Annotated in this window: 22 protein-coding genes and 1 pseudogene; 18 read left to right on the forward strand and 5 right to left on the reverse strand. The window is 42.7% G+C overall.

All coding sequences use genetic code 11. The annotated features are described in order from the left end of the window. Positions 1 to 39: 39 nt before the first annotated feature. A complete protein-coding gene (locus VK541_RS16160; RefSeq protein ID WP_324371356.1) occupies positions 40 to 777 on the forward strand; it encodes a DUF4397 domain-containing protein in 738 nt (245 codons plus the stop codon). 104 nt (positions 778 to 881) lie between these two features. On the opposite strand, the gene VK541_RS16165 is transcribed toward VK541_RS16160, so the two are convergent. Continuing rightward, positions 882 to 2,345, reverse strand: coding sequence for a sulfatase (locus VK541_RS16165; RefSeq protein WP_324371357.1), 1,464 nt, complete (start codon positions 2,343 to 2,345; stop codon positions 882 to 884). A 96-nt stretch (positions 2,346 to 2,441) separates the two neighbouring features. Between VK541_RS16165 and VK541_RS16170 the strand changes: the two genes are divergently transcribed. The 6 genes from VK541_RS16170 to gldN all read left to right on the forward strand — a co-directional run bounded on the left by VK541_RS16170 (position 2,442) and on the right by gldN (position 8,993). After that, a complete protein-coding gene (locus VK541_RS16170; protein WP_324371358.1) occupies positions 2,442 to 3,422 on the forward strand; it encodes a DUF4271 domain-containing protein in 981 nt (326 codons plus the stop codon). A gap of 15 nt (positions 3,423 to 3,437) precedes the next feature. Next, entirely contained in the window at positions 3,438 to 4,208 is a 771-nt protein-coding gene (locus VK541_RS16175) for a uroporphyrinogen-III synthase (protein ID WP_324371359.1), read from the forward strand. A gap of 105 nt (positions 4,209 to 4,313) precedes the next feature. Then, positions 4,314 to 5,684 carry an SUMF1/EgtB/PvdO family nonheme iron enzyme gene (locus VK541_RS16180; protein ID WP_324371360.1) on the forward strand — a complete coding sequence of 457 codons (1,371 nt, stop codon included), beginning with the start codon at positions 4,314 to 4,316 and terminating at the stop codon, positions 5,682 to 5,684. Between the two features lie 34 nt (positions 5,685 to 5,718). Continuing rightward, positions 5,719 to 6,522: a gliding motility protein GldL gene (gene gldL / locus VK541_RS16185; RefSeq protein ID WP_324371361.1), complete on the forward strand. Its 804-nt coding sequence runs from the start codon at positions 5,719 to 5,721 to the stop codon at positions 6,520 to 6,522. 44 nt (positions 6,523 to 6,566) lie between these two features. Further along, entirely contained in the window at positions 6,567 to 8,105 is a 1,539-nt protein-coding gene (gene gldM, locus VK541_RS16190; RefSeq protein ID WP_324371362.1) for a gliding motility protein GldM, read from the forward strand. Positions 8,106 to 8,111: 6 nt separating this feature from the next. Continuing rightward, positions 8,112 to 8,993, forward strand: a complete 882-nt coding sequence (gene gldN / locus VK541_RS16195) for a gliding motility protein GldN (RefSeq protein WP_324371364.1) — start codon at positions 8,112 to 8,114, stop codon at positions 8,991 to 8,993. 40 nt (positions 8,994 to 9,033) lie between these two features. Here gldN and uvrC read toward each other — a convergent pair whose 3' ends face one another. From uvrC to VK541_RS16210, 3 genes are read right to left on the reverse strand one after another with little or no spacing between them, the layout of a single operon-like run. Further along, on the reverse strand, positions 9,034 to 10,845 hold the full coding sequence (uvrC, locus tag VK541_RS16200) for an excinuclease ABC subunit UvrC (RefSeq protein ID WP_324371365.1): 1,812 nt from the start codon (positions 10,843 to 10,845) through the stop codon (positions 9,034 to 9,036). A 20-nt stretch (positions 10,846 to 10,865) separates the two neighbouring features. Continuing rightward, entirely contained in the window at positions 10,866 to 13,091 is a 2,226-nt protein-coding gene (locus VK541_RS16205; protein WP_324371366.1) for a penicillin-binding protein 1A, read from the reverse strand. A gap of 1 nt (position 13,092) precedes the next feature. Continuing rightward, a complete protein-coding gene (locus tag VK541_RS16210; RefSeq protein WP_324371367.1) occupies positions 13,093 to 15,783 on the reverse strand; it encodes a gliding motility protein in 2,691 nt (896 codons plus the stop codon). A 208-nt stretch (positions 15,784 to 15,991) separates the two neighbouring features. Between VK541_RS16210 and VK541_RS16215 the strand changes: the two genes are divergently transcribed. From VK541_RS16215 to VK541_RS16260, 10 genes are all read left to right on the forward strand, one after another. Next, positions 15,992 to 16,216 (forward strand): AtpZ/AtpI family protein, encoded by a 225-nt coding sequence (locus VK541_RS16215; RefSeq protein ID WP_324371369.1) that lies wholly within the window; start codon positions 15,992 to 15,994, stop codon positions 16,214 to 16,216. A 45-nt stretch (positions 16,217 to 16,261) separates the two neighbouring features. Next, the gene (locus tag VK541_RS16220; protein ID WP_324371370.1) at positions 16,262 to 16,651 is read left to right on the forward strand and encodes a hypothetical protein; all 390 of its coding nucleotides are present in this window, start codon (positions 16,262 to 16,264) and stop codon (positions 16,649 to 16,651) included. Between the two features lie 14 nt (positions 16,652 to 16,665). Then, positions 16,666 to 17,814 carry a F0F1 ATP synthase subunit A gene (gene atpB, locus VK541_RS16225; protein WP_324371371.1) on the forward strand — a complete coding sequence of 383 codons (1,149 nt, stop codon included), beginning with the start codon at positions 16,666 to 16,668 and terminating at the stop codon, positions 17,812 to 17,814. Positions 17,815 to 17,855: 41 nt separating this feature from the next. After that, on the forward strand, positions 17,856 to 18,083 hold the full coding sequence (atpE, locus tag VK541_RS16230) for an ATP synthase F0 subunit C (RefSeq protein WP_285059356.1): 228 nt from the start codon (positions 17,856 to 17,858) through the stop codon (positions 18,081 to 18,083). Between the two features lie 82 nt (positions 18,084 to 18,165). Then, positions 18,166 to 18,660, forward strand: coding sequence for a F0F1 ATP synthase subunit B (locus VK541_RS16235; protein WP_324371372.1), 495 nt, complete (start codon positions 18,166 to 18,168; stop codon positions 18,658 to 18,660). A gap of 31 nt (positions 18,661 to 18,691) precedes the next feature. Further along, on the forward strand, positions 18,692 to 19,240 hold the full coding sequence (gene atpH / locus VK541_RS16240) for an ATP synthase F1 subunit delta (protein WP_324371373.1): 549 nt from the start codon (positions 18,692 to 18,694) through the stop codon (positions 19,238 to 19,240). Positions 19,241 to 19,294: 54 nt separating this feature from the next. Beyond that, positions 19,295 to 20,869 (forward strand): F0F1 ATP synthase subunit alpha, encoded by a 1,575-nt coding sequence (gene atpA / locus VK541_RS16245; RefSeq protein ID WP_324371374.1) that lies wholly within the window; start codon positions 19,295 to 19,297, stop codon positions 20,867 to 20,869. 4 nt (positions 20,870 to 20,873) lie between these two features. Continuing rightward, the gene (gene atpG / locus VK541_RS16250; RefSeq protein WP_324371375.1) at positions 20,874 to 21,755 is read left to right on the forward strand and encodes an ATP synthase F1 subunit gamma; all 882 of its coding nucleotides are present in this window, start codon (positions 20,874 to 20,876) and stop codon (positions 21,753 to 21,755) included. Between the two features lie 139 nt (positions 21,756 to 21,894). After that, complete coding sequence (locus tag VK541_RS16255; protein WP_324371376.1) at positions 21,895 to 22,110, forward strand: hypothetical protein; 216 nt, start codon at positions 21,895 to 21,897, stop codon at positions 22,108 to 22,110. Between the two features lie 161 nt (positions 22,111 to 22,271). Beyond that, the gene (locus VK541_RS16260) at positions 22,272 to 23,123 is read left to right on the forward strand and encodes a DUF4349 domain-containing protein (RefSeq protein ID WP_324371378.1); all 852 of its coding nucleotides are present in this window, start codon (positions 22,272 to 22,274) and stop codon (positions 23,121 to 23,123) included. A 54-nt stretch (positions 23,124 to 23,177) separates the two neighbouring features. Here VK541_RS16260 and ruvC read toward each other — a convergent pair whose 3' ends face one another. Further along, positions 23,178 to 23,741, reverse strand: a complete 564-nt coding sequence (ruvC, locus tag VK541_RS16265; RefSeq protein WP_324371379.1) for a crossover junction endodeoxyribonuclease RuvC — start codon at positions 23,739 to 23,741, stop codon at positions 23,178 to 23,180. A gap of 43 nt (positions 23,742 to 23,784) precedes the next feature. Between ruvC and VK541_RS16270 the strand changes: the two are divergent. Next, positions 23,785 to 24,302: pseudogene (locus VK541_RS16270) on the forward strand (hypothetical protein); the annotation flags it as partial.

Consider the following 24,302-nt stretch of genomic DNA (forward strand, 5'->3'; position numbering starts at 1 on the left):
CAAGTTCAGGGTGACGTGGCTCATAAAACGAAATCCAAAATGAAAAAAATATTAATATTATTAATTGCAGGGTTGGTGATCCAGTCTTGTAAAAAAGAAGAAAGCTCACCTGCTTTGGCTTCCATTACAGTAGTTAATGCTGCTATTGATGTGGCTGCGGCTAAGGCTTATGCTTCGGATAAGCAGGTGTACTGGTCGGCAATCCCTGCTGCGGATGCCGTTAACTTTGCCAGCTCAAAGCACTTCGGGGTTTTTACAGGAAGCAAGAATGTAATCGCAGTTAATTCTGCGGATACCACTAAAACTTTGTATAGGAACTCGTCGGAGTTTAATGAAGGCGGTTTAAACACTTTGTTTCTTTGCGGACAAACCGGCAGTTATGAAGGGGTTTACCTGGCCGATGAAGTCTTGCCGAATTATACAGAAGAAGTTGTGGGCATCAGGTTTATTAACCTATCGCCAAATAGCCCTGCTATAAGCGTGAACCTGACTGCTACCCCAACAGTTAATGAAGCAAGCGGAGTGGCTTACAAGCAAAAATCAGAATTCAAAATCTATCCGGCTAGTACTGTAACAACTGGCATCGCTTTCCAAGTGAAAAATGCCACTACTGGTGATTTACTGGCAAAGTATAACTTGCCAGCCACAGCAGTGTCACCATACACAACAGCAACCGTAGCTCAGGCTAGATTAAAAAATGTAACGCTGGTGATTAAAGGTTTAGTTGGTGGCACGGGAACAAACGCTTTTGGCGTGTTCCCAGTACCACATTACTAGTAAGAAATTAAATCAAAATTTAGGTCAATAGTTAAGGCGTGTTCATCCCGGAGGGGATGACACGTTTTTATTGAACAGCCAGTACTTCTTCTTGAAGGAAAACTTTAATCTACTGTCCCTGCGGGTCTCATGCCTTTACCTTTCTGATTTTGGAGGTCGTCACCAAGATCGGCACGGGCCTCTTCGGCCAGTTGCTCGAGAGCAGCCACCATTTCAGGGAAAAGTGTGCTGACATCATAACGCTCGCCAGGGTCGCGCTGCAGGTTGTATAAGGCCCGGGGAAATTCATGGTTTTCATTGACCCTGCCCGGAAGACCGTTCATACCTGGTGCGAATTCTTCGTACGTGCGGCCGGGATGGGTAAATACCAATTTCCAGTCACCTTGTCTGACCGCTTCAAGGCTGTTCTTTCTATAATAATAAAGGAAATTCTGACGGGGGGTCTGGTTGTCATCGCCTTTCAGGAGCAGGCTGATGTCCTTTCCGTCTATACGCTGCTTTGGTTGTGTAGCACCGGTCAGATTGGCGATGGTAGGCAACAGGTCTATGGTGGATACCAGCTTATTGCATACCCGGCCAGCGGGGACGGTGCCTGGCCAGCGCATGATGCAGGGTACGTGTTGCCCGCCTTCAAAGGAGTTGCCTTTGCCTTCCCTGAACCCGCCTGCAGAGCCCGCATGATCACCATAGTTGAGCCAGGGCCCATTGTCGCTCGTAAAGATGACGATCGTATTTTTATCCAGGCCCTGTGCTTTCAGCTCTTTTAAGATCTCGCCGACCGACCAGTCTATCTCCATCAGCACATCGCCGAATATACCGCGTTTGCTTTTGCCTTTAAACTTTTCTGAAACAGCAAGGGGCACATGGGGCAGGGGATGAGGGACGTACATAAAGAAGGGATCTTTTTTATGTTTGCGGATAAAACTTACCGCCCGCTCTGTAATAGAGGTAGTGATCTGAGCGATATCATCAAGCGTTTTTGCAACTTTTACAGGCTCATTGCCCTCTATCATGGGTAGCTCGGGATAGTGGGCGTTTTTTTGATTGGGGTGCAGCGGCCACATATCATGTGAATAAGGCACGCCATAAAATTCATCAAAGCCTTGCTGCAGCGGGAGAAACTTTTTGTTATCGCCCAGGTGCCATTTACCGAAGATGCCGGTGGCGTAACCGTGGTCTTTCAGCAGGTCGGCAATGGTTTCTTCCTGCGGATTAAGGCCGATTTTGGAATTGGGGCCAAGGGCGCCGCTGATGCCGAGGCGGTTGGGATAGCAGCCTGTCATGATAGCTGCCCTGGAGGCGGAGCAAACGGCCTGCGCGGCCAGAAAATTGGTAAAACGGGTGCCTTCGGCGGCCATGCGGTCGAGGTTTGGCGTTTTGTAGCCCAGCGCGCCGGTGACCGAAAGGTCGCCATAGCCCATGTCGTCCATAAAGATGAGCACAACATTGGGGGCTTTTTTCGGAACATTTATGCGCATTCTGGCTGCTCCCAGTAACAGACAGGAACAAACGGAGATAAGGGTGATGAGTACAATACGGAACCTGGTTTTGTAAAAGCGGTCATTCATTCACGAAAAGTTATAAATTGTGAAATCATAAATTTATAGTTTTTAAGCCGAATTGTTACCATACGTAAATAGCTTATTTTAGCTAAGTTTGCAGTAATGAATGTCAGAAACTTTGTTTTCTTTATTGCTGTAGTACTGATCGGGTGCTTTAGCCGGGCTGCTGCCCAGGTTGATGTATTGCCTGCCGATTCGGCAACTCAGACGAATAGTATGGCTGAGCGGAAAGCAAGGGCCGCTGCGTTTAAAGCCAGGCAAAAGTTTGTGACAGATTCTATAATGACCCATACCTGGCTTTTTCCGGATTCCGCTGTCAATAAACACCTGATCATAGACAGCATCATCAAGGCAAATGTGTACGGAAGATCTAACCTGATCAACAGATATAAAGACTACGCTTCAAGAAAAATCAGCAGGTACCGGCTGGGCACCCCGGTTCCCAAAGGCCAGGTCTGGGTACCTGCAGTGGTTACGCTGCTGCTCATTTTGTTTGCCACTTTAAAAATCTCTTTTGCGAAGCAACTCCAGACCATAGTACAGTCTTTCTTTAGCAACAGGGTACTGAACAACTTGAACAGGGAAGATAATTTGTTCACTTCCTGGCCTTTTTTACTCTTGTTTGTACAATTTGGGTTCACTGTGGGAATGTTTTTTTACCTGGTATCACAGTTTTATCACATCTCTTTTCCCGGTACCGGGTTTCAGTTTTACATCAGTATTTCTGTCCTTATTATAGTGTTGTATATTTTCAAAATCGTGATCTTAAGGCTGCTGGGCTATCTTTTTAACCTTCAGAGGCCAGTTAATGAATACGTTGTCATATTATATTTAAGTTATTTTAACTTGTCTTTAGTGTTTATTCCGCTGGTCATTGCCTTCGCATTGTCGCCATTAAAATACGGGCCATATTATATAGCTATCTCTTTTGTGCTTTTATGCATTATATTTGCGTTTCAGTTCATAAGAGCAGGGGTAAATATTTTATCGCATCATCGATTTCCGAAAATCTATTTATTTTTGTACTTTTGTGCCCTCGAAATTTGCCCTATATTAATTTTAATCAAGGCAATAGGATTATAAGCTGTAATTTTTAAAATGCAAGAAAAGACAGAAGATAGGTTGCGTAAGGTAAAGAGTATATTAGTGACATTACCGAAGCCGGAAACAGAGAAATCTCCGTACTTTGATTTGGCGAAGAAGTACAACTTGAAAATCGATTTTAGATCATTTATTCATGTTGAGGGTATTCCTGCCAGAGATTTTAGGAAGGACAAGATTACTTTAAGTGATTTTTCTGCGGTGGTTTTTACCAGCAGAAACGCCGTGGATCATTTTTTCAGGATATGTGAAGAGATGAGGCACGAAGTCCCGGCAGATTTGAAATATTTCTGTATTTCGGAATCGACCGCATTATACCTTCAGAAATATATCCAGTACAGGAAGCGTAAGATCTTTTTTGGTAAGCAGACTGCTGCTGACCTTGCCGAGATTTTGAAAAAGCACGCCACAGAAAAATTTCTGTATCCCTGCTCAGATGTGGCCACTGAAGATACCATGAATTTCCTGCAGAAGAACGGATACGATGTGACTCCTGCAGTGCTGTTTAAGACTGTAGTTTCTGATCTTTCTGATCTTGCGGAAGTGTTCTATGATGTGATCGCGTTCTTTAGTCCTTCAAGTATTCAGTCTTTGTTTATCAATTTTCCTGAATTCAAACAGAATAATACCAGGATTGCCGCGTTTGGTGTAAACACGCACAAAGCAGTGAAGGATGCGGGCCTGATCGTAGACATCGCTGCGCCGATGCCGGAAGCTCCTTCGATGATTATGGCTCTTGAGAACTATATTAAAAAGTCCAACAAGTAGTTATTCCCGTTATTCATTTTGTCCTAAAGGCATATTTTTATCATTATTAATTGTATATTTCAATCATATTTGATAAAATTGTTATAAAATTGCTTTGACTACACTATGAGAAACATATACTTATTGAGTTTTTTTATTGTTACCATCTTGCTTTCCAGTTGCGGAAAGGGCGGCCAGGGAGAGTTGGTTGGGGTCTACAATAGGAAATTCAGGAATAACAGAATTCCGCTTGGAATGGTTTATATACCCCCCGGACGAACGTTAATTGGTATTGCTGATGAGGATATCAATAATTCGCAGAGTTCTCCAAGCAGGATGACCTCCTTTAGCGCCTTTTTTATGGACCAGACCGAGATATCAAATGCCGAATACAGGCAGTTTGTAAATTGGGTCCGTGATTCTATTGCTGTAACTACTTTGGGCCCTGCCGGGGCACCGACTTTTTTTAAAGCCCAGCCTCAGGCGGCTGCAGGTGCACCGGGAGCCGCAACGGGTCAAAGAAATATTGACTGGAGAAAGGTGGGCAACGGTTCCCTGCTGTGGAGCAACAAGAACAACGGATTTGGCAGCAAGCTGAATGCCATGTACTATGGTGGCGCAGATGCGATTCCGGGAAGAAATGAAATTGACATCAGAAAACTGAGATATGCTTACAGCTATGTCAGTTCTGATCTTGCTGTTGAAGGCAGGAAAGACCCCAATAAAAAAAGACAGGATTTTATCGTAACCTACACGGACCTGCCTGATCCGAATAATCCAAACCATCACCCTTCTATTCCTGTTTATCCGGATACGCTGGTATGGAAAGTGGATTATTCCTATTCTCAAAATGACCCTATGGTCAAAACTTATTTTAACCATCCTTCATACGATGATTATCCTGTGGTTGGTGTCACCTGGGAGCAGGCTTCGGCATTTTGTGTGTGGCGTACGCGCTTTTACGAATCTGTTGCCGTTGCGAGAAAGCAACCGCTGAATGCAAGGCCGGAATACCAGCTGCCAAGCGACGGACAGTTTGAGTATGCTGCCAGGGGTGGTAATGTAAAGACCAAGTATCCCTGGGGCGGCCCTTATGTGCGCAATACAAAGGGATGTATGCAGGCCAACTTTAAAGTCGGAAGAGGTAACTATTCTGATGATGGCGGTATGTATACTGTAAATGTGAAATCTTATTTTCCAAATGACTACGGTCTGTATAATATGGCCGGGAATGTTGCGGAATGGACTGTAACTGCTTACAACCAGTCTGCTGCTCCAATGCTGCTTGACTTTAATCCAAACTTTACTTACGTGGCTAAGACCAACGACAGTAAATACCTGAAACGTAAAGTAGTAAGAGGGGGTTCGTGGAAAGATATAGGTTTCTTCCTTCAAAATTCAGTCGGTACCTATGAGTACCAGGACCAGGCGAGATCGTATATAGGATTCAGATGTGTTTCTGCGTATCCTGGTACAGACATCACCTACAAAAACTAATAAAACTTATAACATTATCCTTATTTAGAAAAACATGGCAGCAAAGCAAAAATTTGATTGGTTACACGTGGCAATTTCCTGGGGTGCCAGTATCGTAATTTTAGGCGCATTATTTAAAATTCTTCATATTGGAGGAACGTTTGGAAACTGGGCAATTGGCGCCGGTTTGGGTATTGAGTCTATACTGTTCTTCTTAACGGGCTTCAGACAGCCTGCTCAGGAGCTTCCATGGGAAAGGGTCTATCCTGAGCTGGATGATAAATATGATGGTGAGCTTCCAAAATCTTCAAGACCAGCTGTTAGTGCCAGCCCTTCTTCAACTGCGGCACTGGATAAAATGCTTTCAGACGCAAAAATTGGTCCTGAACTGATTGAAAGTTTGGGCGCAGGCTTACGCACTTTTGGTGATAAGGTAGCTGCGATATCTAATGTAGCTGATGCCTCGGCTGCAACAAGTGAATTTACCGGAAAGGTAAAAACAGCTTCCGCTAGTTTTGATGGTCTGAATAATGCTTTTACCAAAGCTACCGCTCAGCTCGCCGAACTGGGTGACAGCAATGTGGCTTCACAGTCGTATCATGACCAGGTAAATGCGCTGGCAAAAAACCTTTCTGCTTTAAATGCGGTATATGAGCTGGAGCTGCAGGATTCGAGCGCGCACCTGAAATCAATGAACAAGTTTTACCAGAATCTTTCACTGACCATGAATAACTTTAACGAGTCCATGGAAGATTCTAAACAGTTTAAGGAAGAAGTAGGTAAACTGGCTAAAAATCTGTCATCATTAAATGCCATTTACGGCAACATGCTGTCTGCTATGAACCAGCCACGTGTATAATTAGTAATCTAACTTTTTATTAATTAACAACAGAATTATTTAGAATGGCCGGAGCAAAAGAGACAACGAGGCAGAAGATGATCAATATCATGTATTTGGTATTGCTTGCTATGCTTGCGCTGAATGTATCAGATACAATATTAAATGCCTTTAAGAATTTCAATGATAGTCTGGTGAGTTCTAAAACCAATGTGAACACCAGTATTGACCAGTTGTTCTCATCATTTCAAAATACCAAGCTTAAAGATGAGCCTGCAAGGGCACAACCGATCTGGGAGAAAGCCAACAAGGCTAAAGCTTATGCAGATGATTTAAACAACTACGTGCAGCAGTTGAAAGACCGTTTTCAAAAAGCGGGTAATGGTATAGATGAAGAAACGGGAGACCTGGTTGAAAGGGCGAATATGGACATTGCCCAGGGAATTATGATCAACCAGAAGGAAGGGGGGAAGCTGAAGGACAAAATCAACGAAACGCGTGAGAAACTGATCGCTTTGCTGGATGCAAAAGACAGGGCGGGCATAACTTTTACACTCGAAGCAAAAGACGCCGTTAAAGGCATCAGTGGAAATAAGAAATGGGAAGATGTTAACTTCGGTGAGGGCATGCCCCTTACTGCTGCCAATACTACTTTGAGCAAGATTCAGTCGGATGTAAAAAATGCTGAGGCAGAGGTGGTTAAGAAGTTGTTTGGAAATATGGATAAAGCATTGGTCAACCTGGATCAGTTTGCTGCGGTTGCTGTGGCGCCGAGTTCTTATATTGTACAGGGACAGCCGTATACCGCTGAGGTATTTTTGACTGCCAGTGATTCCAGGTCAAACCCTGAGATCTCTGTTGGCGGAAGCAGTTTATCTGTAAAAGACGGAAAAGGAACTTATACCGGCGGTACAGGCAGTGTCGGGGTATTTAAATGGAAAGGTACTATCCGGGTAAGACAGACGGACGGGCAGATCAAAGAATACTTTACTCCTGAACAAACATACCAGGTGGCCAAACCATCTGCAACGGTATCGCCGGATAAGATGAATGTGATCTATGCAGGTATCCCTAATCCGTTTTCTGTCTCTGCTGCTGGCTTTCCACTGGAAAGTGTTCATGCATCTATAACAGGCGGCTCCATCGCCGGTGGCAGCGGAAAGTATATGGTAAATGTGGGCGGTACGCAAGTAGGCAAAACTCTAAGTATAAATGTTTCTGCGACAAATGGCGGAAAAACCTTAAATTTAGGTTCGCAGCAGTTTAGGGTGAAAGCATTGCCTACACCAAAAGCGTACATAAAAGGTAAATCCGGTGGTAATGTTCCCTTGGAATGGATCGAAGGGTCGGGTGTATTGGAAACACAGCTTGAAGATTTTGTCTTTGATGTAAAATTCAGGGTACTCCGGTTTTCTGCTACCTTTATCAATCCGAGATCGGATGCGGTAACGATGCAGAACAGCGGGGCGGGATTCGGGGGACAGATTAAGGGAGCACTGCATTCTTTAAGGCCGGGAGCAACGATCATCTTTAAGGATATTGTTTGTGAAGGTCCTGACGGAAGACAGAAAGTGCTGGATGGAATAACATTTGTAGCAAAATAGCATATTATGAAAAAGATTTTAGGTATTGTAGTATTGTTGTTATTAGGTGCGGGGGTTTATGCACAGGACAGTATTCCTCCTGCGGGAGCAGACACTGTGAAGAAATCGAGGATCAAAACCCCGCCAAAGGATGGTTTTGCGGTAAGGAAAGATATAGACAGTAATGTCATGGTTCCTTATGCTGACGTGCGTGAGGAAGATGTAGTATATTCTAAACGGATCTGGAGAGAAATTGACCTGCGTGATACGATCAATTCTGTTTTGGGTGCTGAAGGCTCTAAACTGATCGATGTGTTATTGGAAGCGATAGGGAATGAAGAGCTTACCGCTTATTCTAATAAAGATACAACAGCTGGTAAATTACTGGATGATAATGATTCCTTTAAGATTGCGCTGACTGCGCAGGAGGCATTACAAAGTGCAAGAGGTTCGGTTGAAGGTGTTGCAGATTCACTGACCGGAAAAATAGCCGCGCCATCTCTGGGAAGACTGAGGTCGGATGAGTTTGTGAAATACCGGATCAAGGAAGACTGGATCCTGGATACAAAGCGGTCTATTTTTGAACCCAGGATAGTAGGTATTGCGCCGATGAAGATGGTAGAAGGGAACTGGCAGCCGGTATTCTGGATCTATTATGACGATGCCAGACAGCTGCTGAGCACTAAACGTTTGGTCAACCCGGCTAATGATGCGTCTACGCTAACCTTTGATGATTTTTTTGTGAGGAGGTTGTTTTATAGTTATATTGTTAAGGAGACAAACCCGGGTAATAAAAACATCACGGACATGCTTGGACTGACTGATCCTAAGGATCCGAAAAAACTATATGAATCTGAAAGGATTAAGAAATCGGTATCTGATTTTGAGCAGAGTCTTTGGGAGTATTAAAGTGTTTGAAGGAAGAAAATAGCAGAGGCCCCGATGTTTTTTACATTGGGGCTTTTTGCTGGATAAAATGATCGAGCAGTTTTTTGATCTGAGATTTATTCAATACTTCAGCCAGTTCGGCTTCTGTTGCTTCCTTTATCTTTTTGACAGATTTGAAATGTCTCAGCAATTTGTCTGCAGTGGTTTTTCCAATACCTCCGATTTCTTCAAGTTCGGTCTTGAGTGTGCCCTGATCTCTTTTCTTTCGGTGAAAGGTGATTCCAAACCGGTGCGCCTCATCGCGGAGCTGCTGGATCACTTTTAAGGTCTCTGATTTTTTGTCCAGATAGAGCGGATAGGAGTCGCCGGGATAATACAATTCTTCCAGCCTTTTGGCGATGCCGATGACGGTTACTTTTTTGTCAATGCCTAGCTTCTTCAGACTGGTCATTGCAGAGGAAAGCTGACCTTTGCCGCCGTCAATGATGATCAATTGGGGCAATGTGCCCTCTTCTTCAAGCATGCGCTTATATCGCCTGTAAACGGCTTCTTCCATCGTAGCAAAATCATTGGGGCCTTCTACTGTTTTTACATTGAAATGCCGGTAGTCTTTTTTTGAGGGTTTGGCGTCCTTGAATACGACAATAGCGGAAACCGGGTATTTGCCCTGGAAGTTGGAGTTGTCAAAGCATTCGATGTGTTTGGGGAGCTGGGTAAGCCTCAGGTCCTTTTGCATCTGGCTCAGGATCCTGTCGGTCCGGAGGTCCGGATTTAATTTTTCATATTGGTTGAGTTTTTCCTTTTTAAAGAAGAGCACGTTCTTTTGTGAAAGTTCCAGTAATTTTTTCTTCTCGCCAAGTTTTGGGACGGTGAACCTGAGGTTTTCATCAATGAGTATAATGTCAAATGGGACAATGATCTCTTTTGAAGTACTGTGGAACCTGGTGCGAAACTCTGTGATGGCGATGGTGAGCAGTTCCTCATCGGTTTCATCCAGACGCTTTTTGATTTCAATGGTCTGGGTCTGAATGATGCTCCCGTTCATTACCTTTAAATAGTTTACAAAGGCATAGCGCTCATCAGAGGCAATACTCACTACATCTATATTGGTAATTGCGCTGTTTACCACTGTCGATTTGCTTTGATATTTTTCCAGGACCTGTAGTTTTCTCTGGTACTGATGCGCATATTCAAAGTTGAGCTGCTCAACGGCATTCCTGATTATCTGTTTGACGTTTTTGATGACGTTGCCTATCTTCCCGTTGAGGATGTCCTTGATCTCTTCGATGCCGTTGTCATAATCCTCAAGTGTCTGATAAGCCTGACAGGGGCCTTTACAATTGCCGATCTGGTATTCCAGGCAGACCTTAAATTTACCGCCGTCAATATTTGCGGATGTTAGCGGCAGGTTGCAGGTACGCAGCGGGTAGGTTTCTTTGATCAGGTCAAGTATGGTGTGCATCATGCCTACTGAAGCGTACGGACCAAAATAGGTGGATCCGTCCTTCACCATTTTCCGGGTCCAGAATATACGGGGAAAGGGTTCTTTTTTGATGATGATCCAGGGAAAGGTCTTGTCGTCTTTCAGCAGGATATTGTACCTCGGCTGATGCTTTTTGATCAGGCTGTTTTCCAGAAGCCAGGCGTCGATCTCGGTATCAACTATGGTAAAAGAGATCTTACGGATCCTGGAAACCAGTACTTTGGTCTTGCCGTTCATCTGGTTGTCCTTATTAAAATAAGAGCCAACGCGATTTCTGAGGTCTTTGGCTTTGCCGATGTAAATCAGCGTTCCGTCTGTATCCCAAAACTGGTAGACACCGGGTTTGTGCGGAATATCGGCGACAACCTTTTTATGTTCGAAAGCACTCATGACAACAGGCGGATACTAAATTAAAATCCCAGTTTTTCATCCAGCTCAGTGTTCTGGTCCTGCTGCTGCTGATACTGGTTGCAGTCGTAAACGATGGATACTCCATTCTTCGGTGGTTCAAAATCAGCCTGACTGATCTTTAACTTAGGGTTTGCATAAACCCGTTTCATAAATCCGGCAAAGATGGGAAGAGCAGTTGTGGCACCGTCGCCCTGGGCGGTACTGGTAAAATGGAATGCCCGGTCTTCACAGCCAGTCCATACACCGGCAACCAGCTGCGGACTAATGCCCATGAACCAGCCGTCCGAATTGTTCTGAGTAGTTCCGGTCTTTCCGCCGATGGGAGCTTTTACTCCATATTTGCCTGCAAGACGCCAGCCTGTTCCGCTGGTGACAACGCCCCTTAGCATCCGGGTCATGATATAGGCAACCTCCTCGTTCATCGCGGGAACCGGGATTGGTTTTTCACTGTGCAGCACTACGCCGTTCTTGTCTTCTATCCTTAATATATAAGTTGGTTTTGTCCAGACTCCTTTATTTGCGAAAGCACTGTAAGCCCCGACCATATCATATACAGAGGCATCAAAGGAACCCAGCGCTATAGAAGGGTAAGCAGGAACATCAGATGTGATCCCCATTTTTTTTGCAAGTGTTGCGACGGCCGTTGGTCCGACCTGCTTCATCAGATAGGCCACAATATAGTTTTGTGATAAAGCAAGACCCTTTTGTAAGGTCAGGTAGCCTGGAACCGTACCGCTGGAGCGCGGAACCCAGGGCTCGCCACCCGGAACATCAATGCTTACCGGCTCGTTCAGTACGGTAAAGCATGGAGAGTATCCGTTTTCGACAGCTACAGCATAAGTAAACGGTTTTGCTGTAGAGCCCACCTGTCTGGTCCCCATCTTTACCTGGTCATATTTGAAATGCTCATAGTTAATGCCGCCTACCCATGCTTTGACATAGCCTGTTTGCGGATCCATGGCCATCATGGCATTTCTGAGCAGCATTTTATAATATCTCACAGAGTCGATCGGTTTCATTATGGTGTCAATATTTCCTTTCCAGCTGAAAATGGTGAGCTTGGTGGGTGTATTGAAATCTGTTTTGATCTCCTCTTCCGATTTGCCTTCAAGGACCAGCGCTTTGTACCTGTCGGATCTTTTGATCCCCTGTTCTATCTGCAATTCTTTTCCTTTGAAGGGATTTCTTCCTTTCCAGCTTTTTAAGAACGATGCCTGCAGGATCTTCATGTATTCTTTCTGAGCTTCTTCTGCATATACCTGCATGTCGTAGTTGATGGTCGTAATGATCCTGAGTCCGTCCCGGTCAAGGTCATATGGCGTTCCGTCTGGTTTGGTGATGGAGCGTTCGTCAAAAATTCTCCTGATGTCGCTTTTTAGTACTGCTCTGAAGTAAGGAGCGATTCCTTCGTTTACCGTGGCAGCATTAAACCTGAGGCCAAGCGGTTTTTCTTTCTCTGTATCGAATTCTTGCCCGGTGAGCAGTTCTGCTTTCACCATTAGCCCCATGATGGTGTTTCTCCTGGCCAGTGACCGCTCGGCATTGCGGGTAGGGGAGTAACGGGTTATTCCTTTCAAAATACCAATTAGCGTGGCTGCCTGAGAAACGGTCAGTTTATCTGGTGTGGTATTGTAGTATACCCTTGCGGCGGACTTAATGCCATAAGCCTGGTTCCCGAAATCGACGGTATTGAGGTACATGACAATGATCTCCTCTTTGGTATAGTTGCGTTCGAGTTTTACCGCTATAACCCATTCCTTGAATTTTTGGAGCATCCTTTTGACCATGTTCTTTTGTCTGCCTTCGTCAGAAAAAAGGTTTAGCGCAAGCTGTTGCGTGATGGTACTGCCGCCCTGCTTTTTACCGATGAGGTTGTACAGGATAATGGTGAAAGTACGTTTAAAATCTATGCCGGAATGCTCTCGGAACCTGATGTCTTCCGTGGCTATTAATGCATTGATGACATTGGGGGATATTTCCGGGTAAGTGACGTTAGAACGGTTTTGTACGAAATAAGTGCCCAAAACCTTTCCGTCATCTGTCACGATCTCTGATGCCTGGTTACTTTTCGGGTGTTCAATGTCCCTGAAAGAAGGCAATTCCCCAAAGAGCCCGAACCCAATGGAAATGATGAACAGGGCAAACAAAACCATTGCGCCGATCAATATTTTCCATAGTCTATAATTATACTTTCTAATCTCCCCCTGCGAAAGTGCTTTATTCATTTTAGTAATTGTTTTTATAGAATTCGATGTATTTGTTCAGCAAGTTTTTGCTGGTCAGTTTATCGAAGTTTTCTTTGCTGATGATGAAACTGGTATAAACATTAACGGGCACCTTCATGATTTGTTTCAATTGGGCGGTAATCCCGTTTGAATAGGTCTTAGCATCTTCAAAATTACTAAAGTTCCCTACATAAATAAGCTGATCGTTGTCAAATTCTTTCAATTGGTGTCTAAGACTGCTTCCTGAATAGTTTCCCCTGTTGAACTGGCCGATGCCAAAGCGGGATGAACTTAGTATAAGGGAAGCATCAGCAACTGCTACTACATAATAGTAAACTGCTGATTTTGCGGTGCTGAACGGCCCGTCAACTTTAACCACAGGAGCTGGTGTAGTTTTAGAGGGGTCCGGAACATTTACAGCAGGGGGTGCGTTTTTTTGCTCCTGTTTTGTTTCGGGTTTGTTATTGGCCTGAACTGTATGCTGACTGGGCTGATTTTGGATTGTTTTGACAATCGGAGCTGTGTTTGTTTTTTCTATGAATGGAGGCTCATTGGGATCAAAATCGATCAGTGCAATCTGTCTCTTTTTGAAGTCTTCGATATGGGCATTGATGTAAGTTAAATGCTCTTTTACCAGTGGCGTGATCAGCCTGTCATCAGGAAATTGCGTGATGATCGTGTCCAGGGCAATGATCAGGCTGTCTACATGGCTGGTACGGCCAATTGCAATTGCTTTGAGGTAGGCAAACTGCGGGGAAAGCAGGTTTTGACCTGCGCTTGTATTTTCATTTACCCGCTGGATGACACTGCTGAACTCTTTCTTTTCGTACTGATCAAAAACCTCGTTGTATTTTTTGTTTACCGCGGTTTCAAGTTCGGACTGTTTTGCAGAAAAAGATGGATCCAGGATTGTTTTGGCGTATAACGATGCGGGAAAATCTGTCAGCACCTTATTTTTATATTCATTGGACCTGGCCTGGTTTGAATCTTTATTGATCAGGAACAGGCTATAATAAATGGCCGCCAGGTGATTGTTTGCCGGAAAACGCTTTAGCAGTATTAAATAAATTTCTTCAGCTTCTTTGGCATCTTCCAGTTCCTGCAGATAGAAGCTGGCAATATCATAATAAGCATCGATGATCTTTTGATTGGACTGTGTGAGCAGGTCTGGCGTAACTGGAAGCGCGTCTGTATATTGTTTCACCAGGGTTGCTTTATCTTTGATGACGGGTGCCGCCTCGTCAGGATTTACTGGTGTGCTGCTGGTATTGTTAGCAATGTCCTGTGTGGTTTCCTGGGCTGAAGACCTGACACTTTGCCGCCAGTTGTTTTCCAGCTTCCTGCTTCCCCATTTTTTCTTAAAATCGTTGAAGCCTATGCTGATCGCTGCCGGGTTGCTAAAGTAAAACGAGTTTTGAGGCTGTGCTTTGTTGGTCGGATTGGCACCATAATTTCCAGGATAGTTAAAACCCGGTGAAGCATTGTTGTTTACAGGCGCTGCTGTCTCAATAACAGGGTTCGCCAGTGCATCTATCAACCCTGTACGGCTGGCTTCAGGTTGTCTGGATATGTATTGAAGCGTATCTTCAAGCGCAATGATTTCAAAGCGGTTGGTGAGGTATCTCAGGTTCTGATTCTTTTTAAGGATGAGGTCATATCCCGGATAGCTTTTCGGAAGGGTATTGACCGTACTGTCATAATAGGATTTGGCTTTTAAATAATCCCTGAACTGCTTAAAGTTCAGGTCAGCTATCCTCAGGTAAGAAAGCCCTTTCTGATATTGATTGGTGGTGCTTTTTTGAATAGAGAGCTGATAGAATTTCTGGGCCTCTTCATATTCTTCCCTGGCGGCGTGGCTTTCGGCCACCTGAAAATATACCTGATCGTTGTAATCGAGGTTCTTGTCGTCCTTTAAAAGAGAGAGCAGTTCATCCTTGTTGTCTGACCGGACATCTCCCAGGAAAGTTTTTAGCTTGATCTGGTTCAGGGTGGCATTGAAATACATTTCAAAAGGAGCGTTGCTTCGTTCTACTTTTCTGTAATTAAGAGAGGCCTGCTTGTAGTTTTTCTGACTTTCATAAAGCTGCGCCAGAATATAGGTCCAGCGGATCCTGTCCTGACTTTGCGTTGCCTGCTTTGCAGCATCTTTTAAATAGGAGATGGCTGCTGCATTGTTCTTTAGGTAAATGCACATTTGAGCAAGCGTGGCTAAAGGTGCGGCCAGTCTTTTTTTGGATTTTATATCTGGCATTAACGCTTCAAGTGTATCCAAAACCTGATTCGCTTCGCTGATGCGTTTTAATTGCATCAGGCTTCTCGCTTTCCAGTTGAGGGCTTCCAGATAGCTGTTCGTATTTTTTTTATAGGTTTTGGTCGTATAATCAAAGTATTCAACAGCATTGAAGTAATTGCCGTTAAAGAAGTTTGCCTTTCCCAGCAGGATGTATGAATCGTCAAGGTAATTGCTGTAACTCTTTTCGAGAATGATGGCCTGTGCTTTTTTAATGATATCATCCATTGGCTTCAGGTTGAGCGAACCTCCGGCTGTGCTGTTGTCTGCTTCGGGCCCCAGATAGACCGGAAGAATCTGGTCATAGTTGTCCACGTAATTTTCGGTCAGCTCCTGCTGATGATCGGTGAGAATAACATTGGAGTTATAGATGTAATTGTAACGGGCGGTGAGATTTTGCATACCTCTGCTTGTCGCAGTGTCTTTTTGAGAGCCGCAGGAATATATTATGCAGACGCATAAACTAAATAACAGTACCTTTAAATTGCTGATTGCGTAACGTTTCAAATAGAGATTAAGTTAATGCTTGTGGCCAATAAAAATATATACAAAAGTATTTTATTCAACTATAACTTCTTAACAAAAGATGTTTTATTTAATGTAACTGCATATGAAAGATTCCAACGAGGATAAACAGAATGCGAATAGTTTTGCAAAATATTCGGCAATCAGTTTTCAGATGCTGGCTACAATAGGATTATTTGCATTCGCAGGGTATAAAATTGATGAAAGTAAAAACAATAAAACACCAGTATTCGCTACGATATTTAGTTTTATTGGGGTTGTTGTATCTCTATATATGGTAATAAAACAATTAAATAAAAATGACAAGTAACTGAGAAATCAGGGTATTTGCATACTTTTGTGAAAAATACTGATTTTGAATTTAACGAAGTTCACCATTTGCTACTTACTATATGTAGCGGCTATCGCCGGCATTGCGTATTTGCTTTCCTCTCTTTTTCCTGATGTGTTTGTCCTGGCCAAAAAGTTTTGGGTTGTACTGAGCTTTCTTTCCGGAATTACTTTTATCGCATATGTTGTTGCTTATTTAGGCATCAGACGCCACCCTGAAACAGGGGTAATGGCCATCATGGCATCCATTGCTTTAAAAATGATTTTTTCAATGGCTTTCGTGCTGATATACAGCCTCAATAACAAGGAAAACGGGCTGATTTTTGTATTGAATTTTTTTTCTTTATATTTATTGTTCAGCTTCTTTGAAATATACTGTTTGTTACGTAACTTGCGCCACCAAATTAAAAAGTAAAAAACACACTATAAATGCATTTCAGTCATATTTTGAGATCTAAGAAAAACATACTAAGTATCGCTTTTGCGCTTTTTCTGACATTTTTTAGTTTAAATGTTTCAGCATTGGAGGGGCCTGTTGCTGAAGAAACAGCTCAGGCACATGCAAAGGAGACTGAAAGGAAAAAAGAATTTGATATCAGTACTTTTATATTGCATCATATTGCAGATGCCCACGCTTTCCATTTATGGGGAGAGGGTGAGCATTCGGTAGGTATTCCGCTTCCGGTAATTTTATGGACGGAAAACGGACCGGCGGCTTTCATGTCCAGTGAATTTCATCATGATAATGAAGGTAAAGTAGTGGTGGAAAGAGGCGGGCAACGCTTTGTAAATATACACGAGAAAATATACATCGCTTCTCCTGAAGCCAATGAGCATGGAGTTTTTGCAGAGGTGAATGCGAGGCATGAGGTCGCAAACAAACAACCGTTGGATTTTTCCATAACAAAAAATGTATTTACCCTTATTTTTTCTTCTGTAATACTTGCGATTGTTTTTATCAGAGTAGCTAAAGCATATGGTAAGCGCTCGGGAAAATCTCCGAAAGGTTTCCAGTCTTTGATGGAGCCTGTGATATTATTTATCAGGGACGAGGTGGCCATACCAAACCTGGGTTCAAAATTTGAGCGGTTTATGCCCTATTTATTAACGATATTCTTTTTTATATGGTTTAATAACCTGCTTGGAATGGTGCCGTTTTTCCCTGGAGGAGCAAATTTAACCGGAAACATTAACCTGACCTTCGTACTTGCTTTGTTAACGTTTATTATTACTACTGCAAATGGCAATAAATATTATTGGAGCCATATATTTAAGCCTCATGTGCCATGGTGGTTATATCCATTAATGATACCGGTTGAGATCATTGGTATATTTACGAAGCCAATCGCTTTGATGATACGTTTATTTGCAAATATTACAGCCGGACACATTCTGGTATTGGCCTTACTGTGCCTGATATTTGTATTCAAATCGATTTTTGTTGCGCCGGTGTCTGTGTTGTTCGTTGTATTTATTAGCTTGATAGAATTGTTGGTTGGCGCGATACAGGCCTTTATATTTACTGTATTAACCGCTTTGTTTATTGGCCTGGCCATTGAAGAACACGGCGAACATTAATTTGAAACAACATTGTTTTTACATATATAAATTAAACTAAAATGGTAATTGGAAGTATTGCTGCAATTGGTGCAGGTTTAGCTGCAATCGGTGCAGGTATCGGTATCGGTAAAATTGGTGGTTCAGCTTTAGAAGGCGTTGCTCGTCAACCGGAAGCTGCATCTAAAATTCAAACGATGATGTTGATCGCTGCTGCATTCGTAGAGGCGGTTGCACTTTTCGCTGTTGTTGTGTCTTTCTTAGGTACAAACTCAGGCGGAGCGGTTTAATCAAAAAAAGAAATTCCTTGATGCGATTGGCTAAGGGGAATTTCTTAATTAAGTTGAGTATTAAAAATAAACGAGATATAAAATGGATTTATTTAATCCCAGTATTGGTTTAGTCGTATGGAGCACTATCGTGTTCTTATTACTGTTTTTTGTTTTGTCAAAGTTTGCATGGAAGCCGGTTTTGGCAGCAATAAAGGAGCGGGAGCACTCTATTGATGATGCTTTGAACAAAGCTGAGCTGGCAAGGGATGCCATGGTACGTCTGACGGCTACAAACGCCCAGCTGATGCAGGATACCAGGGCAGAACGCGACCAGATATTAAAGGAAGCTAAAGCACTGAAAGATAATATTGTTAACGAAGCCAAACAACAGGCCCATACTGAAGGTGCTAAACTGATCGAGAAGGCTAAGATTGAAATTGAGAATCAAAAGAAAGCTGCTCTGGCTGAATTGAAAAGTCAGGTTTCTACTTTATCTATCGAAATTGCGGAACGTGTACTGCGCAGTCAGTTAGACGATAAGGCAAAACAGCAGGATTTAGTAAATAGTCTTTTAAAGGATGTTGAATTAAATTAATTGGTAGTTCTTTACTAGATATAAAAGGAAAATGTCAGAACATAAAGCAGCATCAAGGTATGCCAAATCTCTAATAGATCTTTCTACAGAGCAAAATGCTTTTGAGGAGATGAAAAACGATATGGTTCTTTTAGAGCAGGTAATTGATCAAAATCCTGAACTGGAGGCTATTCTTAGAAACCCCATTGTTCCTTTGAATAAAAAAGCCGGGATTTTAGATAATGTATTTGGAGACAAAGTGCATGCAGTTACCAAAGCTTTTTTAAAGCTGGTGGTAAGTAAAGGCCGTGCGGGTATCTTATTTGCAATTTCAAAGGCATTTATTTCGCAATATAATGTCATTAAAGGAATTGTAACTGCTGAGGTAACTTCGGCAACCGGGCTTACTGATGCGAACAGGGCTGAGATCACAAATATTGTGAAAAAGGAAAACGGTGCCAATGTGGTAGTAATTAAGGAAAAGATTAATGACAAGCTGATAGGGGGCTTTGTTTTGAAGGTTGGTGACAGGCAATTTGATGCCAGTATTTCCAGCAGCTTAAATAAGCTTAAAAAAGAATTTGCTCAGGGAATTGTTTAACCTGGAAAATAGAAGATAACATATACTGATTTACAAAAGAAATAATATAAAATTATGGTAGAGGTAAGACCAGACGAAGTATCGGCAATTATCAGGCAACAATTGGCGGGCTTCAAATCAGAAGCAGAACTTGAAGAAGTTGGTACCGTATTGCAAGTGGGTGATGGTATTGCCCGTGTTTATGGTTTAACTAAAGTTCAGTCAGGCGAGTTAGTTGAATTTGAAACCGGATTACAGGGTATCGTTTTGAACCTTGAAGAAGATAATGTTGGGGTTGTGCTTTTGGGCCCGTCTGACACTATTAAAGAAGGTGACACGATTAAACGTACTAAGAAAATTGCTTCTATCAAAGTTGGTGAAGGTATGCTGGGCCGTGTTGTTAACACACTTGGTGAGCCTATTGACGGTAAGGGACCTATTCTTGGCCAGACTTATGAGATGCCGATTGAGCGTAAAGCTCCTGGTGTAATCTATCGTCAGCCAGTGACTGAGCCGTTGCAAACTGGTATTAAAGCTATTGATGGGATGATCCCGATCGGCCGCGGACAGCGTGAGCTGGTTATCGGTGACCGTCAGATTGGTAAAACAGCCGTTTGTATTGATACCATCATTAATCAAAAAGAATTTTACGAGGCGGGTAACCCTGTGTTCTGTATATATGTGGCTTGCGGGCAAAAAGCAAGTACTGTAGCGAACATTGTACGTACTCTTGAAGAGAACGGTGCAATGCCGTATACAGTAGTTGTAGCTGCTTCGGCTGCTGAACCTGCTCCTTTGCAGTTTTATGCTCCTTTCTCAGGTGCTGCAATAGGCGAATTTTTCCGTGATACAGGAAGACCTGCTTTAATTGTTTATGATGATTTGTCTAAGCAGGCTGTGGCTTATCGTGAGGTTTCATTGTTGTTACGTCGTCCACCGGGCCGTGAGGCTTATCCTGGTGACGTGTTCTATCTGCACAGCCGTTTACTGGAGCGTGCAGCGAAGATCAATGCCAATGATGAAATTGCCCAGGCAATGAATGACCTTCCGGAATCACTGAAAGGCATCGTAAAAGGTGGCGGTTCACTAACTGCCTTACCTATTATTGAAACCCAGGCTGGTGACGTGTCGGCTTATATCCCAACCAACGTAATCTCGATTACTGATGGTCAGATCTTCCTGGAAAGTAACCTGTTCAACGCAGGTATCCGTCCGGCGATCAACGTAGGTATCTCCGTATCACGTGTGGGTGGTAACGCACAGATCAAATCAATGAAAAAAGTTGCGGGTACATTGAAACTGGATCAGGCTCAATACCGCGAACTGGAGGCTTTCTCTAAATTCGGTTCAGATCTTGATGCGGCAACTAAATCTGTATTGGATAAAGGTGCACGTAATGTGGAGATCCTTAAACAGGGTCAGTTCTCTCCGATGACAGTAGAAAAGCAGGTTGCGATCATTTACATTGGTACAAAAAATCTGATGCGTTCAGTTCCTGTAAATAAAGTAAAAGAATTTGAGGCGGAATATTTACAGCAGCTTGAATTGCGTCATCCGGAAACTTTAAAGGCACTTAAAGCCGGTAAGTTTGATGATCAGATTACAGGAGTGTTGGAAACTGTTGCTAAAGAGCTTTCAGGTAAATATTAATTAGATGGCTAATTTAAAAGAAGTAAGAAATCGTATAGCGTCGGTGCAGTCTACGCAGCAGATCACCAAAGCCATGAAAATGGTTTCGGCGGCGAAGCTGAAGCGGGCTACCAATGCTATTGTACAGTTACGCCCGTATGCGACGAAGCTAAAAGAGATCCTTGGAAATCTTTCTGCAAGTCTTGAAGGATCATCATCGCCTTTTATACAGGACCGCGTACCCAACAAGGTTTTAATTGTTGCAGTTTCTTCTAACCGTGGTTTAGCCGGTGCATTCAATATGAATGTGATCAAAACCGTGAACAACCTGATTGCTGAAAAATATAGTGAGCAGTTAAAAAACGGAAATGTCAGTATTGTAGCTATTGGAAAAAAGACCCAGGATTTCTATGAAAGACGTAATTATAAAGTAGTTGGTAACAACAACGAAGTATATGCTGCGCTTACTTTTGAAAATGTAACAAAGATCACCGAGGCCATTATGGATGGTTTTATCAAAGGCGATTTTGACAGGGTTGAAGTGGTCTACAACAGATTCAAGAATGCTGCAGTACAGATTTTAACCACTGAGCAATTACTGCCTTTGCCTAAAACTGAGTCAGCAGCAGATGTAAAAGTCTCAAATGTAGATTATATACTGGAACCTTCAAAAGAAGAAATCGTAGAACAGTTGATTCCTAAGTCTATCAAAACACAATTGTATAAAGCTGTATTAGACTCCCATGCTTCTGAACATGGCGCACGTATGACGTCTATGGACAAGGCAACGGAAAATGCCGGTGACCTGTTAAAGGCCTTAAAGCTTTCGTACAACCAGGCACGCCAGGCTGCCATCACTACAGAGCTTACCGAGATTGTAAGCGGTGCAGCAGCATTGAACGGCTAATATTTGAATTTATAATATTTAAGCCCTGCAGATAAGTATCCGCGGGGCTTTTTTTATTGTTCTTTGTATTAAAAAGATACCCTGCCTTTGTGTGATTTGTTGAAAAAATATTACTTTTGCCTTGTATAAAAAAAATAGTATGGAACAGACACCAAAGCAAAATACAGAAAGCATGAAAAGGGCTAATGATGTATCTACGTACAAGTTAATGACTGTAGGGATTTTAGTGGGTATAATAGGGGTTTACCTTCGTTTTGCCTTTGATTCAACAGCATTGTCTGTTGTATCCTGGGTAATTTTATTGATCGGTGCTGTTATTGCTTGTAAGGGAGTATTCAAAATATTGAACGCGTAAGTTTAAAAATAATCTTTTAGACAGGCTCGTTAGTGTGAACTAACGGGCCTGTCTTGTTTTGTATCCCGGCATTTTTCGGATTGCTGTTCAATTCTTAAAAAATTTGAGGGTTACCTATTTTAGGATTTGGTATTAAGGGTAAATCAATTATAATTACTGTTATGAAAAAATATTTAATCTATTGTGTATTCACAATAGCGGTTTTCGGCTGCAACAAACAAAAAGACGCTGAAAATGGAACCGCCGATGTAACTGAGGCCAATCTGGAAAGTACTGATACGACATATACAGAGAAGATCATCAAGACTGCCGATATGCGTTTTAGGGTAAAAGATGTACAGCAGACTAAGGAGAAGCTGAGCAATGCAATAAAAGCCGAGGGTGGTACGGTAGCAGAATTTTCAATTCAGAGCAATGTTCAGAAAAATGAGAAGGTAAGATATTCAGCAGATTCGCTGCTGGAGCTGACTGCTTACAGGACCGACGGGTTTATTACGGCAAAAGTGCCCTCCGATAAACTGGATGAGTTTACAAATAAGATCGCAAAGATGGCGGTATTTGTCGATCAGCAATCGATGAAGCTGGATGATCAAAGTATTGCCTATCTGGCCAATCAATTGAAGAACCGGAACCGCGTGGAGGCCGTAGAGCAGTTAAATAAGCATGCCAGTAAGAAAAGCAATAATGTGGAGACTTCATTAGTGCTTAAGGATGATTATGTCGATAAAAAAATAGAAAACCTGATCATTGACAATAAAGTTAAATACAGTAACATCACGCTAAATTTTTACCAGGATAATACGGTGAAAAGAGTGGTGGTAGAAAATGATAACCTTTCGGATTATCGTCCGGGCTTCTTTAAAAGGCTTTGGCTGAACATTGATGCCGGCTGGACAATTTTTAAAGAGTTCTTATTGATCCTGACTAATTTATGGGTACTGTTTGTGCTTGGGATTGCAGGATATTTGGTTTTTAAATATTACCGCAAAAAGAGACTGTCAGCCATCCTGTAAAAATTAGCTTATCATACTTGAATCTGTCATCTGTTTAACCAGGTGACAGATTTTTTATTTAAGCCGCTTTTTATTGTCCTTTGCAAAAGCCTCCCAGCCTGAATATGCTTTGCCTTTACCACTTGTGCTGATGCGCTGAAAGGAATGGCATACTGCTACTGATAATCCATCTGTTGCGTCCAGAAATTCAGGGGTTTCTTTAAAATTCAGCAGCCGCTGGAGCATTGCGGCAACTTGTTCCTTACTGGTGTTGCCATTGCCCGTAATTGATTGTTTGATCTTTCGTGGTGCGTATTCTGCTATTGGGATGTTTCTGGACAACGCTGCGGCCATTGCGATTCCCTGTGCACGTCCGAGTTTGAGCATAACCTGTATGTTTTTACCATAGAAAGGAGCCTCAAGCGCAAGTACATCGGGCTTAAATTCATCGAGGAGCATTACTGTTTTTTCAAAGATGCGCTGTAATTTGAGGAAGTGATCGTCCAGGTGGTCCATTCTTACTATACCCATAGTGATCAGTTCGATTTTGCTCCCCTTTTCCAATATCACGCCGTAACCCATTATGGAGGTTCCGGGGTCAATACCCATAATTACCCTTTCCTTTTTTTCAACCAACATAAAACAATATTAAGCATATTTGCAGAGAGTAAACCTATAAAAATTGATATCAGATTATAAAAAAACAGTTTCATTCGTTCTCAAAGCCGCAATTGTTTTATTTGCCTTTTGGTTTGTTTATCACAAACTGGTTGCTAATGAGAACCTAAGGGAATTTGGGAAACTTATAAAAGAGATACCAAAATCAGAGATTATCGCCGTCTTGTCAACTGTTTTCCTGCTGATGTTTTTAAACTGGGGACTGGAAGCTGGTAAATGGAAGAGGCTGATCTCGCAAGTTGAAAAAATTTCCTTATGGCGGGCTATAGAGTCTGTATTTTGTGGCCTTACCTGGGCTGTATTTACCCCCAACCGGATTGGGGAGTACGGGGGCAGGGTTTTCTTCTTGTCTCCGAAAAGGAGAATTATAGGGGTGGTGGCGATGGCGGTCGGAAATATTGGACAAATGGTACTGACAAACGTTTTTGGCGCTATTGCACTGAGTATATTTATTTATCGCTTTGTTGATATTGACTACCGCTTATTTTATGCCCTGGTCGTATTGTCCTTAATGTTTTGCAT

The sequence above is a fragment of the Pedobacter sp. genome, assembly GCF_035317785.1.
Classification (GTDB): domain Bacteria; phylum Bacteroidota; class Bacteroidia; order Sphingobacteriales; family Sphingobacteriaceae; genus Pedobacter.